This window comes from Microvirga sp. BSC39 (assembly GCF_000739015.1).
GTDB lineage: Bacteria > Pseudomonadota > Alphaproteobacteria > Rhizobiales > Beijerinckiaceae > Microvirga.
This window is the reverse complement of the sequence record NZ_JPUG01000056.1, coordinates 1-14,187: the sequence shown is the minus strand read 5'-3', so window position 1 is coordinate 14,187 and position 14,187 is coordinate 1. Positions and strand designations below refer to the sequence as shown.

Genomic DNA, 14,187 nt, shown 5'->3' with positions numbered 1-14,187 from the left:
TTCTAGCACATTGTGCGGAAAAGTGGATCCGGTTTTCCGCAGCCAACAATGTGCTCATAAAATGCGGAGCATCGGATTGATCCAAAAGTGCAAATCCACTTTTGGGTCCGATGCTCTGGCAAGCCGCGCGGAGAAACGCCACCCGCGTTGCTTTTGGCCGATCAATGATTAAGTCAGCCGGATAACGGCCCATGGCCGCCCAGTTCTTTCCCGCCGGAGCCCAGCCTTGTCCGAAGACGCCGCCCCCCGCATGCACGCCACCACGATCCTCATGGTCCGGAGAGGAGGCCGCGTCGTCATCGGCGGTGACGGGCAGGTCAGCCTCGGCCAGACCGTGGTGAAGGGCAATGCGAAAAAAGTCCGCCGCCTGTCCAAGGGCAGCGTGATCGGCGGCTTTGCCGGCTCCACGGCGGATGCCTTCACCCTGTTCGAGCGCCTCGAGGCCAAGCTCGAGCAATATCCCGGCCAGCTCACCCGCGCCTGCGTCGAGCTCACCAAGGACTGGCGCACCGACCGATATCTGCGCCGCCTGGAAGCCATGATGCTGGTGGCCGACAAGGAGGTGGGCCTGCTGCTCTCAGGCGCCGGCGACGTGCTGGAGCCGGAAAACGGCATCATGGCCATCGGGTCCGGCGGCAACTACGCGCTCGCGGCAGCACGGGCGCTCGCCGAATACGAGACCGACCCGGAGGCTATCGTGCGCCGGTCGCTCGGCATTGCAGCCGAGATCTGCGTCTATACGAATGCGAACATCGTCATCGAAACGTTGGACGCTGCCTAAAAATCGTTCGTGTCATCCCCGGCGGCCGCACAGCGGCCGGGAAGGGGATCCAGACACGGAGCGCCTTGATTGTGGATCCCCTTCCCCTCCAGCAGCTTTCGCTGCCTCCGGCCGGGGATGACACCGGAAGACAAAAGTCATGACCACCTATTCTCCCCGCGAAATCGTTTCCGAACTCGACCGCTACATCGTCGGCCAGAACGACGCCAAGCGCGCCGTCGCCATTGCCTTGCGCAACCGCTGGCGCCGGCAGCAGCTCGAGGGCTCCCTTCGTGAAGAGGTGGCGCCCAAGAACATCCTGATGATCGGCCCCACGGGCTGCGGCAAGACCGAGATTTCGCGCCGTCTCGCCAAGCTCGCAGGGGCGCCGTTTCTCAAGGTCGAGGCCACCAAGTTCACGGAGGTAGGCTATGTGGGCCGCGACGTGGAGCAGATCGTGCGCGATCTCGTGGAGATCGGCATCGGCTTGGTGAAGGAGGAGCGCCGCCGTCAGGTGCAGGCGAAGGCGCATATCGCCGCGGAGGAGCGCGTGCTCGATGCGCTCGTGGGAACCACGGCGAGCGCCGTCACCCGCGATTCTTTCCGCCGCAAGCTGCGCGCCAACGAGCTCGACGACAAGGAGATCGAGATCGAGCTGCAGTCGGGCGGAGGGCAGGGGATGCCCATGTTCGAGATCCCCGGCATGCCGGGCGCGTCCGTGGGCGCGATCAATCTCTCCGACATGTTCGGCAAGGCCTTCGGCGGACAGCGCAAGACGCGCCGCACCACCGTGCGCGAGGCCTATGACCCGCTGGTCACGGAAGAGGCCGACAAGATGCTCGACCAGGACGCCATCGTGCAGGAGGCCCTGCGCCAGGTGGAGAACAACGGCATCGTGTTCCTCGACGAGATCGACAAGATCGCCGGCCGCGAGGGTCGCACCGGCGCGGATGTGTCGCGCGAAGGCGTGCAGCGCGATCTGCTGCCGCTGATCGAGGGCACCACCGTGTCGACGAAATACGGGCCGGTGAAGACGGACCACATCCTGTTCATTGCGTCCGGCGCGTTTCATGTGTCGAAGCCGTCGGATCTCTTGCCGGAATTGCAGGGCCGCCTGCCGATCCGCGTGGAGCTCTCGCCGCTCACCGTCGAGGATTTCCGGCGCATCCTCACCGAGACGGAAGCGAGCCTCATCAAGCAGTCCGTCGCGTTGATGAAGACGGAGGGCGTCGAACTCGTGTTCACGGACGATGCCATCGATGCGCTGGCCGAAGTGGCCGTCGAGGTGAACAACACCGTCGAGAACATCGGCGCGCGCCGCCTGCAGACTGTGCTGGAGCGGGTGCTCGACGACGTGTCCTACACGGCGCCCGACCGCTCCGGCGAAACGGTGAAGATCGACTCGGCTTATGTGCGCGGCGAGGTGGAGGAACTGGCGAAGAACACGGATCTGAGCCGGTTTATTTTGTGATCCACTGATCAAACTAGCCTGTCATTCCGGGGCCGCGTAGCGGAGCCCGGAATCCAAAACCACGACAGGTCAAGCAAGAGTGGGCAGCGTTACGCCTCGTCCTGCAACGTCACGGTTCTGGATTCCGGGCTCGGCTCTGATGAGCCGCCCCGGAATGACAGTGCGACAGGCGTAGGGAACCACTCGGCCGATTCGCGACTTGCCACGGGATGAATCCGGACCTGCAGGATCTGAAAGCGAAGGCGCTCGTCATTCATGAGCGCCTCTGCGCGGTCTATGGCTGTCCGATTCCGTATTTCCATACCCTCGATCCGGTGAGCGAGCTGATCTCCTCACTCCTGTCGCATCGCACCCGCAACGCGGATTCCGGCCGCGCCTTCAAGGCGCTGCGAACACGCTATCCCGATTGGCGCGCGATGATGCATGCGCCGACAGAGGACGTGGAGGCGACGATTGAAGGCGTGACCTGGCCGGAGCAGAAGGCGCCGCGCCTGCAGGCGGTGCTGCATGCCATCGAGGAGCGGCACGGCAGTCTTTCGCTCGATTTCCTGAAGGACATGCCGGTCGAGGAGGCGCGGTCCTGGCTCGAGAGCATTCCGGGCATCGGCCCGAAAACCAGTGCGGCGGTGCTGTCCTTCTCGGTGCTGCGCAAGGCAGCCCTTCCCGTGGACAGCCACCATCATCGGGTGGCCCAGCGCACGGCCCTCATCCCGCAATCGACGGCGGTCGGGCCGTCCCATGCGGTGTTGGCCGCTCTCCTGCCGGAGGATTGGGATGCGCAGCAGGTCTACGACAATCACGAAGTCATGATGCTGCACGGCCAGCGCTGCTGCTTCTTCAAGAACCCGGCTTGCCACCGCTGCGCGGTGCTGGATCTCTGCCCGACCGGGCAGGGCAGGGTGGAGGGGAGGCGGGTTTCGTCGGTCAGATCCGAGGCTGCCTCCGACGATCTTCATTCCTCACGTTCCCGCGAGAGCTAGTCCCGAATTCCCCGAAAACGGAACGACATCCGTTTTTCTGCGTTCGCCTCCCAACATTGGAGGAGTGAATCCATGCGTAAATTCTTCATGGCTGTGGCCGCCACGGCCGCGCTCGGCGCCTTCGGCCTTTCGGCTCCGGCCTCCGCCGCCGAGGCCCACACTGCGCCGGTCAACCAGATCGTCTCCGCCATCCAGAACGGCACCGTGAACAGCGACTACTCCCAGTACGTGGAACGCCGCGTCTACCGCAGTCCCCGCGTGGTGGAGCGTCGCTACTATGGCGATCGCCGCTACTACGGTGATCGTCGCTATTATGGTGATCGCCGCTACTATCGCCGTGACCGTGGGAACTCCTTGGCGGCCGGTGCTCTGGGTCTCGCCACAGGCGCCATCATCGGCGGCGCGATCGCCCAGTCGCAGGCTCAGGCCGCTCCGGCCTATGGCGGCAACGCGGCTTACTGCGCCCAGCGCTACAAGTCCTATGATCCGCGTTCCGGCACTTATCTCGGCTACGACGGCATGCGCCACCCGTGCCCGTAAGCGCGACGCAGCGACAATGAACGAAGCGGGCCCTGCGGCCCGCTTCTTTTTTGATGAGCTTACTTTGCCGCGATAACCGCGATCTCGACCTTGAAGGCGGGGGTCGCGAGCTTCGCCTCGACGGTCGCACGGGCAGGCGTATTGCCGGGCGACACCCAGGCATCCCACACGGCGTTCATCTCCTGGAACGTGCCCATGTCGGTGATCCAGATATTGGCCATCAGGATCTTCGACTTGTCAGTGCCGGCCTCAGCCAGCAGGCTGTCGATGATGGACAGGATTTCCTTCGTCTGCTCGGTGACGCTCTTGCCTGCGCTCTCGTGAGCGACCTGGCCTGCGAGATAGACCGTATTGCCGTGAACGACGGCGCCGCTCATGCGCGGGCCGGGCTTGATGCGCTGGATCGTCATGGATTGTCCTTGAGCCTCACTTTACGAAAACGGGACCTGCCTTTTCGGGGGCAGGGGGCGTGAGGTCAAGTCATCAATAGAGTGTACCGCGCTGCCGCTCGGGCAAAGCCCTGTCATAGGTCTCGCCGCCCGCTTCGTTGTTCGTGAGCGCGGCTAGGATCTAGCCGGCGCTCGGCAGGCTCTCGCGCGGCACGTGACGGGCCGGGTTCCATAGCTCCGAGCGCAGGATCGCGCGGGCGCATTGGAAGAACACCGTATTGACGGTAATCACGACGACCGATTTCGGCGGCTTGCCCTCGACGGCAGAACTCTCCAGCAGGCTCGGCTCGACGGAAATCACTGCCTGCCCGTTCACCCGCAGGGTCTCGCCGATGCCGGGGATCAGGAAGAGCAGGGCGACTGAAGGGTCCTGCACGATGTTGCGCAGCGAATCGATGCGGTTGTTGCCGCGCCGGTCCGGCAGGAGCAGGGTCTTCTCGTCCCGGATGCGCACGAAGCCCGGCCCGTCGCCCCGGGGCGAGCAGTCGAGCCCCCTGGGCCCGCGGGTGGCCAGCGCGGCGAAGGGAGAGGCCTCGATTAGGGCGCGGTATTCCGGCACCAGCCGGTCCGCCTCCTTCAGGAGCGACGCCTTGTTGACCTCGCCGTAGAGGGCTTCGAGTTCCGGAAGGCTGGTAACGATGTGGGACATGATTCGGGTTCTGCCTGTGCGGCGCTTAGGAATATACGGTCCACGGCCTCGGTCCAGCGACTGTGATTTGACTTTGGTCCGAGCGGCTGCACCTGCATAGCTGACAGCACGCCTTTGATGCAGGACCGGGACCCCTCATCCGCCCATGAAGCCATCGCGCACAAAGCAGGCATCCGAGACGGGCTTGCCCGGAGCCCCGCTTCCCTGGCGGGAAATCCGGCTGACCTCGGGGCTCGTGCTCGCGACGTTCCTGCTCACCCATTTCAGCAATCACGCCCTGGGGCTCGTCTCGATCGAGGCGATGGAAGCCGGCCGCGCCTGGTTCAACCGCCTGTGGCGCAACCCGGTGGGCACGACCCTCCTCTACGGCTCCCTTCTTCTGCACTTCCTGCTGGCGCTTCAGGCCCTCTACCGCCGCCGCACCCTGCGCATGCCGGTCCGCGAGGCGGCGCAGCTGAGCCTGGGATTGAGCCTGCCCTTCCTGCTGATCGGGCATGTGACGGGGACGCGGATCGAATGGGCCCTGACAGGCCACGATTCCGGCTATCCCGAAGTGGTCAGGAGCCTCTGGCTGCTGAGCCCCGGGATCGGCGCACGCCAGGCGGTTGCGCTCGTCATTGCGTGGCTGCACGGATGCCTCGGGATCTACTTCTGGCTGCGGCCGAAACCCTGGTTTCCCGCTTGGGCGCTCCTTCTCTACACGGGAGCCATTCTCATCCCTATCCTGGCGCTGCTCGGCTTTGCGGAAGCCGGTCAGGAGATCGCCGAGGCGCCGGAGCGCTTTGCCCCACGCATGCCTCCCGCATCCGATCTCCTGCCGCTGGTTGGCCCGGTCCTCTATGCCTTTTTCGGTGGGCTCCTGGTCCTGACGATTGCAGGCCGCATCGTGCGCAGCGCCAATCTGTGGTCGCGCCGGGTCCGCATCCGCTACCCCAACGATCAGGTCGTCACCGTGCCGGCGGGCTTCAGCGTGCTGGAGGCCAGCCGCACGGCCGGGATCCCGCACATCTCGGTCTGCGGCGGCCGCGGCCGCTGCTCCACCTGCCGGGTGCGGGTGATCGACGGCCTGGAGCACCAGCCGCCGCCCACCGCCCAGGAACGCGGGACACTGGCGCGCATCAAGGCGGGTCCCAATGTGAGGCTCGCCTGCCAGTTCCGGCCGGTCGGCGAGATCGCCGTCGTGCCGATCCTGGCCACGGGCCGAAACGGCGTGACCGCCCTGGTGCGCGGAGGCCGTGCCCAGGGTCAGGAGCGGGAGGTCGCGGTGCTGTTCTGCGACCTGCGCGGCTTCACGAGCCTCACGGAGAAGCGCCTGCCCTTCGACACGGTGTTCATCCTCAACCGCTATTTCGAGGCGGTGGGTGAGGCAGTGGAGGATGCAGGCGGCTACATCGACAAGTTCATCGGCGACGGGGTTCTGGCCCTGTTCGGCCTGCACACGACCCCGCAGGAAGCAGCCCGTCAGGCCCTCGATGCGGCGCTGAGGATCAAGGCCGGCCTCGCCCGCCTCAACGAGGATTACGCCAGCGAGTTCGAGCATCCCCTGCGCATCGCCATGAGCCTGCATGCGGGCCCGGCCATCGTCGGCCAGATGGGCTACGGTCAGGCCACCAGCCTGACAGCCGTGGGCGACACCATCAACGCGGCAAGCCGCCTGGAGGGGCTCGCCAAGGAACTCGACGTGGAGCTGGTGATCTCCGAGGACCTCGCCACCCGGGCCGGCCTCGACCTCTCCAGCCGCAACCGCCAGATCGTCTCCATCCGCGGCCGCGCCGCGCCGCTGGGCAGCTGGATCATTCCGGAGGCGGAGAGCTTGGGGCGGTGATCATCAGCGAGGTCCCATCGGGGCAAAGAAAAAGGCGCGGTTTCGAGCCGCGCCTTCTCTGGTCTTATTCAGGTTTGAAGCGATCTTACTCGCCGGCAGCCTTCTGCTGATCGCGCTGGGCGCGTTCGGCGTCGCGTTCGGCCTTGAGCTGCTCGGTGATGTCTTCGCCAGTCTCCTGGTTGACCACCTTCATGGAGAGACGGACCTTGCCGCGCTCGTCCATGCCGAGGAACTTCACCTTCACCTTGTCGCCTTCCTTGACCACGTCGGTGACCTTGCCGACGCGGTTCTTGGCGAGCTCCGAGATGTGCACGAGGCCGTCGCGGGAACCGAAGAAGTTCACGAAGGCGCCGAACTCCATCACCTTCACGACCGTGCCCTCGTAGATCGTGTTGATCTCGGGCTCGGCCACGATGGAGCGGATCCAGTTGTAGGCCGCCTTGATCGACTTGCCGTCGGCGGACGCGATCTTGATGAGGCCGTCGTCGTTGATGTCGATCTTCGCGCCGGTCTTCTCCACGATCTCGCGGATGACCTTGCCGCCCGAACCGATGACTTCGCGGATCTTGTCGACCGGGATCTGCATGGTCTCGATGCGCGGAGCATGCTCGCCGAGCTCGGCGCGCGGTGCGGTCAGCGCCTTGTTCATCTCGGCGAGGATGTGCGTGCGGCCGGCCTGAGCCTGGTCCAGCGCCACGCGCATGATCTCTTCCGTGATGCCGGCGATCTTGATGTCCATCTGGAGCGAGGTGATGCCCTGCTCCGTGCCGGCCACCTTGAAGTCCATGTCGCCGAGGTGATCCTCGTCGCCGAGGATGTCGGACAGGACCGCATAACGCTCACCCTCGAGGATGAGGCCCATGGCGATGCCCGCCACCGGACGGCGAAGCGGCACGCCCGCATCCATCAGGGCCAGCGAAGCGCCGCAGACGGAGGCCATGGACGAGGAGCCGTTGGACTCGGTGATCTCGCTGACGACGCGGATCGTGTAGGGGAAGTCGTGAGCGGCCGGCAGCATCGGGTGGATGGCGCGCCAGGCGAGCTTGCCGTGGCCGATTTCGCGGCGGCCAGGCGAGCCCATGCGGCCCGTCTCGCCCACGGAATAGGGCGGGAAGTTGTAGTGCAGCAGGAAGGTTTCCTTGCGGGTGCCCTCGAGCTGGTCGATGAACTGCTCATCCTCGCCGGTGCCGAGCGTGGCAACCACGAGAGCCTGCGTTTCGCCGCGGGTGAACACGGCCGAGCCGTGGGTGCGGGGCAGAACGCCGACCTCGGAGACGATCTGGCGAACGGTCTTGAGGTCGCGGCCGTCGATGCGGGAGCCGGTGTCGAGGATGTTCCAGCGCACGACCTTGGCCTGCACTTCCTTGAAGGCCGCCTTGACCTTCTCGGGCTCGAACTTGGGCTCGCCGTCCGCAGGCAGAAGCTCGGCCATCACCTTCGCTTTCACGGCGTCGACGGCGGTGTAGCGGTCCTGCTTCTTGGTGATCTTGTAGGCTTCGCGCAGGTCGGTCTCGGCGATGGCCAGAACGGCCTGCTCGACTTCGGACATGTCGGCCGGCTGGTAGTCGCGCGGCTCCTTGGCGGCCTTCTCGGCGAGGCGGATGATGGCCTCGATCACCGGCTGGAAGTGCTTGTGGCCGAACATCACAGCGCCGAGCATCACGTCTTCCGCCAGTTCCTTGGCCTCGGACTCGACCATGAGCACGGCATCGGCCGTGCCGGCGACCACGAGATCGAGGGACGTCTGGTCCATCTCCTGCAGGGGCGGGTTCAGCTTGTACTGGCCGCCGATGTAGCCGACGCGGGCGGCGCCCACGGGACCCATGAAGGGAACGCCCGAGAGGGTGAGAGCGGCGGAGGCCGCCACCATGCCGACGATGTCGGGATCGTTCTCAAGATCGTGCGAGAGCACGGTCACGACCACCTGGGTGTCGTTCTTGTAGCCCTCGACGAAGAGGGGGCGGATCGGGCGGTCGATGAGGCGGGAGACCAGCGTCTCCTTCTCGGTCGGACGGCCTTCGCGCTTGAAATAGCCGCCCGGGATGCGGCCGGCGGCGTAGGTGCGCTCCTGGTAGTTCACCGTGAGCGGGAAGAAGTCGACACCGGCCTTCGGCTCCTTGGCCGAGACCACGGTGGCGAGAACGGTGGTCTCACCGTAGGTGGCGACGACGGCGCCGTCCGCCTGACGGGCCATCTTGCCCGTTTCGAGCACGAGCTTGCGGCCGGCCCAGATCAGTTCTTCGCGTTGAGTATCGAACATGCTTTTTCGTCTTTCATGACAGCAGGAGCGGGGGCTCGATGCCATGAGCAAGACGGCAAGAGGCTCGCGCCGGTGGGCAAGCCCACCTCATAAGCCCCTTGCGATCCTGCCATGGTCATCGTGTCGGCCGTCTCCTCAGAGGACACCGGGACCTCGTGGTCCTAACCGGTGTAGAAGCCGTCCGGAGCCGGGCTCCGGACGGAAGTCTCAATAAAGAAGCTTAGCGGCGGATGCCGAGCTTCTCGATCAGCGTGCGGTAGCGGCTCTCGTCCTTCTTCTTCAGATAGTCGAGAAGCGAACGGCGCGACGACACCATCTTCAGGAGGCCACGACGGGAGTGGTTATCCTTGTTGTGGCTCTTGAAGTGACCGGTCAGGTTGTTGATCCGCTCGGTCAGAATGGCGACCTGCACCTCGGGGGAGCCGGTATCGCCAGCCTTCTGGGCGAATTCCTTTACAAGCGCGTTCTTGCGCTCAGCCGTAATCGACATCGTGTGTCCTTTCAGGTTGGTTTTATAGGGAGACCTTGGCCTTCAGGGCTTCGGGTCCGGGGCATCCGGAAGGGCCGGGCCGGGATGTCGTCCAGCGCGGTCCGAACTCGGACGCGTCTCTCGCGGCTGAAAGCCTGTCAAAAGATGGCGCACCATACACGAAATGCGCCGGAGTGCCAGAGAAATCATTTTTCTCAAGCGGAGCAATAAGATGCGCCACTTCGGCAAGGTTGGCCGGAACTAGTTTTTGCGGCGGCTGTTGGTGTTGGAGACCCCAAACATAGGAAACTGACATCATGACTGCCACCACCGGCATGGCCGACCTTACGTCCTCGGAAGACATCCGGAACATCTTCATCACCGGCCTGGAGAACGCCCACGCCCTTGAGAAGCAAGCCATTCAGCTCATGGAGCGGCAGGTCGAGCGGTTCGAGAACTATCCGGAGATGTCGGACCTCCTGCGCCGGCACATCGTCGAAACCGAAGGCCAGATCCGCCGCCTCGACGAAGCCCTGCACAGCTTCGGTGCGGATCGCTCGATCCTGAAGGACATGGCTACCCAGTTCATGGCCAACCTGGCGGCTGCCGGCCACATGCCAATGGCCGACGAGGTTCTGAAGAACACCTTTGCCAACCACGCCTTCGAGAACTTCGAGATCGCGTCCTACAAGTCCCTGATCGCCATGGCTGAAGCCTCCGGAAACCAGAAGTTCGTCCCGGCTCTTCAGGAGTCGTTGCGCGAAGAGGAAAAGACCGCCCAGGCGGTTTACGACATGATCGTGCCGATCACCCAGAAGTTCCTGACGCGCTCGGCGCAGGGGCTGAAGGCCGACCGGTAAGGTCCCGCAGATACATCTTCAACATCGTCATGGCCGGGCTTGTCCCGGCCATTGTCGTCTCTGAAACGTCCTCAATGTCATTCCGGGGCGAGCGCAGCGAGAGCCCGGAATCCATAACCGCTGACGGTGCAGGATTACAGGCAAAGTGAGCCGTATCTTCTTGAGCCGTCATGTTTATGGATTCCGGGCTCAGCCTATGGCTGCCCCGGAATGACACTGGGTAGGTTTGTTTTAAGCCCCCAGGTTGAACACCCGATGCGGCACGAGTTCGCCGCGCTCCACGTCGCCCACGGCGATGAGTACGCCGTTGCACGTGGCATAGATCTTCCCCGACAGGGGCGCCTCGCGCCCGCGCAGGATGATGGACTGGCCGCGCATGAGGCGGCCGGCCATGTCGCGGCTGACCGTAATCGACGGAATCTCGCTGAGCGCCGTCTCCACCGGCCGCAGGGCCGCCGGATCCGCCGCGACATCGTCCACGGTGACGGCGTCGTGCTCCGTGAAGGGTCCGACGCGGGTGCGCCGGAGCGCCGTGATATGGCCGAGGCAGCCGAGCGCCCGGCCGAGATCGCGGGCAATCGCCCGCACATAGGTGCCCTTGCCGCAATCGGCCTCGATTACCGAGCGGTTGCCGTCGTGGTGTACGAGGGCCAGCCGGTCGATCTCGACCGTGCGCGGCTGCAGCTCCACCACCTCGCCGTCGCGGGCAAGATCGTAGGCGCGCTCACCGGCAATCTTGATGGCCGAAAAGCGCGGCGGCACCTGTTGGACGGAGCCGGTGAAACGGGGCAGGAGCGCCTCGATGTCGGAGGGCTCTGGAAGCCTGTCCGTACGCTCGACAACCTCGCCCTCAGTATCGTCCGTGGTGGTCTCCGCGCCCCAGGCGACGGTGAACACGTAGGATTTGCGCCCGTCCATGACGAAGGGCACGGTCTTGGTCGCTTCGCCGAGCGCAATCGGCAGGATGCCGGAGGCCAGCGGGTCCAGGGTTCCGGCGTGCCCGGCCTTCTTGGCCGAGAGGCCGCGCTTGACCACCGCCACCGCGTGGGTCGAGGTCATGCCGACGCCCTTGTCGAGGATGATCCACCCATTGACGTCGCGCTTCTTCGGTCGGTCCCCGTGGGGCTTCCGCTGCGGGCGTTCGTCGCTCATGAATCCTGCTCGTCGCTGTCGTCGGAGAGGTCGATGCCGGTCCTGCCCGTGTCACGGGCCACCCGCTCGGTGCGCAGGAGCGCGTCGATGCGGGCCGCCTCGTCGAAGCTCTCGTCGCGCAGGAAGCGCAGGTCGGGGGCGAATTTCAGGTTCACCCGGCGGGCGACCTCCTGGCGCAGGATCTTCTTGTTCTTGTCCAGGGCCTTGATCACGGCGGCCTCATCGCGGCCGCCGAGCGGCATGACATAGGCCGTGGCGAGCTTGAGGTCCGGCGACATGCGCACTTCCGGAATCGTGATGACGTTCTTGGTCAGCACGTCGTCCTGCAGGTCGCCGCGGGAGAGGACCTCCGCAAGGGCGTGGCGGATAAGCTCGGCCACGCGCTGCTGGCGCTGCGAGGGTCCAGTGGTTTGTTCGAAACGTTTGGCCATTTTTATATCTCCGGGGTTGGACCGGATCGTTCAAAAGGGATCATGGCCGGGAATGACCCGGCCATGACTGATGTTCCATACAGTGAAAAGAGATGGGAAGCGGCTTACAGCGACCGCTTCACCTCTTCCACGCGGTAGCACTCGATCTGGTCGCCGACGCGCATGTCCTGGTAGCTCTCGAAGGACATACCGCATTCCTGACCCGAGGTGACCTCGCGGGCATCGTCCTTGAAGCGCTTGAGCTGCGAGAGCCTGCCTTCGTGGATGACCACGTTGTCGCGGATCAGGCGCACATGGGCGCCGCGCTGGACCACGCCGTCGAGGACGCGGCAGCCGGCGATCTTGCCGACCTTCGACACGTTGAACACCTCGAGGATCTGCGCCTCGCCGAGCCGCTCCTCGCGGAGCGTCGGAGCGAGCAGACCGGACATCGCCGCCTTCACGTCATCCACGAGGTCGTAGATGATGTTGTAGTAGCGGATCTCGATGCCGGCACGCTCGGCCGCCTCACGGGCTTCCTTGTGGGCACGCACGTTGAAGGCCAGGATGATGGCGTTCGAGGCTTCTGCCAGTGTGACATCGGACTCGGAGATGCCGCCGACGCCGGCCTGGATGATGCGGGCGGCCACTTCCTCGTTGCCGACCTTCTCGAGCGCACCCACGATGGCTTCCGCCGAGCCCTGCACGTCCGCGCGAACCACGAGCGGGAATTCCTTGCGGCCCGCTCCGGCCTTGAGATCGTGCATCATGTCGGCGAGCGTACGCCCGGCCGAGCCCATGCGCGCCGCCTGACGCTCGCGCTTCTGGCGGGTGCGGTACTCGGTGACCTCGCGGGCGCGGGCCTCCGACTCGACCACCGCCACGCGGTCGCCGGCCTCGGGGGTGCCGTTGAAGCCCAGAACCTCGACCGGGACGGAGGGACCTGCCTCCTTCACGTTGGTGCCGAGATCGTTGATGAGCGCACGCACGCGACCCCACTCGGCGCCGGCCACGACGATGTCGCCGGTGCGGAGCGTTCCGCGCTGCACGAGCACGGTGGCCACGGGACCGCGGCCGCGATCGAGCTTGGCCTCGATGACGGTGCCTTCCGCCGAGCGCTCGGCATTGGCCTTGAGCTCGAGGATTTCAGCCTGGAGCTGAAGACCTTCGAGCAGGGTCTCGAGACCGTCACCGGTCTTGGCCGACACCTCGAACTCGAGGGTCTCGCCGCCCATGGATTCCACCACGATGGAGTGCTGCAGCAGCTCGGTGCGCACCCGCTGCGGGTTGGCATCGGGCTTGTCCACCTTGTTGATCGCCACGATCAGGGGCACGCCGGCCGCCTGCGCATGGTTGATCGCCTCGATGGTCTGCGGCATGACGCCGTCATCGGCCGCCACCACCAGCACGACGATGTCCGTCACCTTGGCGCCGCGGGCGCGCATGGCCGTGAAGGCCGCGTGGCCGGGCGTGTCGATGAAGGTGATCTTGCCGCCGAGCGGCGAGGTCACCTGATAGGCGCCGATATGCTGGGTGATGCCGCCGGCCTCGCCGGACACCACGTTGGTCTTGCGGATCGCGTCGAGCAGCGAGGTCTTGCCGTGGTCGACGTGGCCCATGATGGTCACGACCGGCGGACGGGTGACGAGGTTGTCGTCCACGTCCGGGGTATCGAACAGGCCTTCCTCGACGTCCGATTCCGCGACGCGCTTCACCGTGTGGCCGAGCTCTTCCGCGATCAGCTGGGCCGAGTCGGAATCGATCACGTCCGTGATCTTGTGCATCTGACCTTGCTTCATCAGCATCTTGATCACGTCCACGGCGCGCTCCGACATGCGGTTGGCGAGCTCCTGGATGGTGATCGTCTCGGGAATGATCACCTCGCGGGCGATCTTTTCCTTCTGCTCCACCTGACGGTGGCCCATGAGACGCTGGTTGCGGCGCCGGAAGGCGGCGAGCGAGCGGGTGCGCTCGTCCTCGCCCGAGGTCGCATTGGCAAGGGTCAGGCGGCCGCGGCGCTTCTCTTCGCCGGGAGCGGCCTTGGGGGTCTTCGGCAGGGCTGCGGGCTTAGCTGCAACACCGGGACGACGAATGGTGCGTGCGCCCTCCTCGTCATCCACCACGGCGGCACGGGCCGCAACGGGCGGAGCCGTGCGGGCATGGGGCTTTGCCGTCTCCGGATCGGGAACGACCGGGGCAGCCGGTCGTGCCATGTGGTTCAGGCTCGGCGGACGGCCTCCCATGGTGCCACCGCCACTGCGGGGGCCACCATAGCCACCCGGACGGGGACCATCCTGGCGCGGGCCGCCGGGGCGCGGGCCGTCCGAACGGGCGCCGGCGGGACGCGGCCCATCGGAGCGGG

The 14,187-nt window shown here is 65.4% G+C and carries 12 protein-coding genes and 1 pseudogene; 6 read left to right on the top strand and 7 right to left on the bottom strand.

Translation table 11 applies throughout. The annotated features are described in order from the left end of the window. The first annotated feature begins 250 nt into the window (after nucleotides 1–250). The 4 genes from hslV to MA07_RS29555 all read left to right on the top strand — a co-directional run bounded on the left by hslV (nucleotide 251) and on the right by MA07_RS29555 (nucleotide 3,751). Nucleotides 251–781: an ATP-dependent protease subunit HslV gene (gene hslV, locus MA07_RS08850; RefSeq protein ID WP_036349541.1), complete on the top strand. Its 531-nt coding sequence runs from the start codon at nucleotides 251–253 to the stop codon at nucleotides 779–781. Between the two features lie 139 nt (nucleotides 782–920). Continuing rightward, complete coding sequence (gene hslU / locus MA07_RS08845; RefSeq protein WP_036349538.1) at nucleotides 921–2,231, top strand: ATP-dependent protease ATPase subunit HslU; 1,311 nt, start codon at nucleotides 921–923, stop codon at nucleotides 2,229–2,231. A 209-nt stretch (nucleotides 2,232–2,440) separates the two neighbouring features. After that, entirely contained in the window at nucleotides 2,441–3,211 is a 771-nt protein-coding gene (locus MA07_RS08840) for a Fe-S cluster assembly protein HesB (protein ID WP_036349535.1), read from the top strand. A gap of 72 nt (nucleotides 3,212–3,283) precedes the next feature. After that, on the top strand, nucleotides 3,284–3,751 hold the full coding sequence (locus MA07_RS29555; RefSeq protein WP_244445199.1) for a BA14K family protein: 468 nt from the start codon (nucleotides 3,284–3,286) through the stop codon (nucleotides 3,749–3,751). A 59-nt stretch (nucleotides 3,752–3,810) separates the two neighbouring features. Here the strand turns inward: MA07_RS29555 and MA07_RS08830 are convergent, their stop codons facing one another. Together MA07_RS08830 and MA07_RS08825 are read right to left on the bottom strand one after the other, a co-directional pair. Beyond that, on the bottom strand, nucleotides 3,811–4,161 hold the full coding sequence (locus MA07_RS08830) for a RidA family protein (RefSeq protein WP_036349533.1): 351 nt from the start codon (nucleotides 4,159–4,161) through the stop codon (nucleotides 3,811–3,813). A gap of 73 nt (nucleotides 4,162–4,234) precedes the next feature. After that, a pseudogene (locus tag MA07_RS08825) lies at nucleotides 4,235–4,849 on the bottom strand (pyridoxamine 5'-phosphate oxidase family protein). A gap of 145 nt (nucleotides 4,850–4,994) precedes the next feature. Between MA07_RS08825 and MA07_RS08820 the strand changes: the two are divergent. Then, on the top strand, nucleotides 4,995–6,674 hold the full coding sequence (locus MA07_RS08820; protein ID WP_081928861.1) for an adenylate/guanylate cyclase domain-containing protein: 1,680 nt from the start codon (nucleotides 4,995–4,997) through the stop codon (nucleotides 6,672–6,674). 85 nt (nucleotides 6,675–6,759) lie between these two features. Here MA07_RS08820 and pnp read toward each other — a convergent pair whose 3' ends face one another. Together pnp and rpsO are read right to left on the bottom strand one after the other, a co-directional pair. Further along, a complete protein-coding gene (pnp, locus tag MA07_RS08815) occupies nucleotides 6,760–8,934 on the bottom strand; it encodes a polyribonucleotide nucleotidyltransferase (protein ID WP_036349526.1) in 2,175 nt (724 codons plus the stop codon). Nucleotides 8,935–9,154: 220 nt separating this feature from the next. Beyond that, nucleotides 9,155–9,424, bottom strand: coding sequence for a 30S ribosomal protein S15 (rpsO, locus tag MA07_RS08810; RefSeq protein WP_036349523.1), 270 nt, complete (start codon nucleotides 9,422–9,424; stop codon nucleotides 9,155–9,157). 296 nt (nucleotides 9,425–9,720) lie between these two features. Here rpsO and MA07_RS08805 point away from each other — a divergent pair, with 296 nt between their 5' ends. Further along, on the top strand, nucleotides 9,721–10,263 hold the full coding sequence (locus MA07_RS08805; RefSeq protein ID WP_081928860.1) for a ferritin-like domain-containing protein: 543 nt from the start codon (nucleotides 9,721–9,723) through the stop codon (nucleotides 10,261–10,263). A 231-nt stretch (nucleotides 10,264–10,494) separates the two neighbouring features. Here MA07_RS08805 and truB read toward each other — a convergent pair whose 3' ends face one another. From truB to infB, 3 genes are all read right to left on the bottom strand, one after another. Continuing rightward, complete coding sequence (truB, locus tag MA07_RS08800) at nucleotides 10,495–11,415, bottom strand: tRNA pseudouridine(55) synthase TruB (protein ID WP_036349520.1); 921 nt, start codon at nucleotides 11,413–11,415, stop codon at nucleotides 10,495–10,497. Next, nucleotides 11,412–11,846 carry a 30S ribosome-binding factor RbfA gene (gene rbfA, locus MA07_RS08795; protein ID WP_036349517.1) on the bottom strand — a complete coding sequence of 145 codons (435 nt, stop codon included), beginning with the start codon at nucleotides 11,844–11,846 and terminating at the stop codon, nucleotides 11,412–11,414. The genes truB and rbfA overlap by 4 nt, the downstream gene beginning before the upstream one ends. Nucleotides 11,847–11,950: 104 nt before the next feature. Further along, nucleotides 11,951–14,187, bottom strand: a 2,237-nt coding sequence (infB, locus tag MA07_RS08790; protein WP_036349515.1) for a translation initiation factor IF-2, incomplete at its 5' end; no start/stop codon positions are given.

Coding starts and splice junctions, on each gene's coding strand:
- hslU (WP_036349538.1), top strand. CDS start 921: ATGACCACCTATTCTCCCCGCGAAATCGTTTCCGAACTCGACCGCTAC.
- truB (WP_036349520.1), bottom strand. CDS start 11,415: ATGAGCGACGAACGCCCGCAGCGGAAGCCCCACGGGGACCGACCGAAG.
- hslV (WP_036349541.1), top strand. CDS start 251: ATGCACGCCACCACGATCCTCATGGTCCGGAGAGGAGGCCGCGTCGTC.
- rbfA (WP_036349517.1), bottom strand. CDS start 11,846: ATGGCCAAACGTTTCGAACAAACCACTGGACCCTCGCAGCGCCAGCAG.
- pnp (WP_036349526.1), bottom strand. CDS start 8,934: ATGTTCGATACTCAACGCGAAGAACTGATCTGGGCCGGCCGCAAGCTC.
- MA07_RS08805 (WP_081928860.1), top strand. CDS start 9,721: ATGACTGCCACCACCGGCATGGCCGACCTTACGTCCTCGGAAGACATC.
- MA07_RS08830 (WP_036349533.1), bottom strand. CDS start 4,161: ATGACGATCCAGCGCATCAAGCCCGGCCCGCGCATGAGCGGCGCCGTC.
- MA07_RS29555 (WP_244445199.1), top strand. CDS start 3,284: ATGCGTAAATTCTTCATGGCTGTGGCCGCCACGGCCGCGCTCGGCGCC.
- MA07_RS08820 (WP_081928861.1), top strand. CDS start 4,995: ATGAAGCCATCGCGCACAAAGCAGGCATCCGAGACGGGCTTGCCCGGA.
- MA07_RS08840 (WP_036349535.1), top strand. CDS start 2,441: ATGAATCCGGACCTGCAGGATCTGAAAGCGAAGGCGCTCGTCATTCAT.
- rpsO (WP_036349523.1), bottom strand. CDS start 9,424: ATGTCGATTACGGCTGAGCGCAAGAACGCGCTTGTAAAGGAATTCGCC.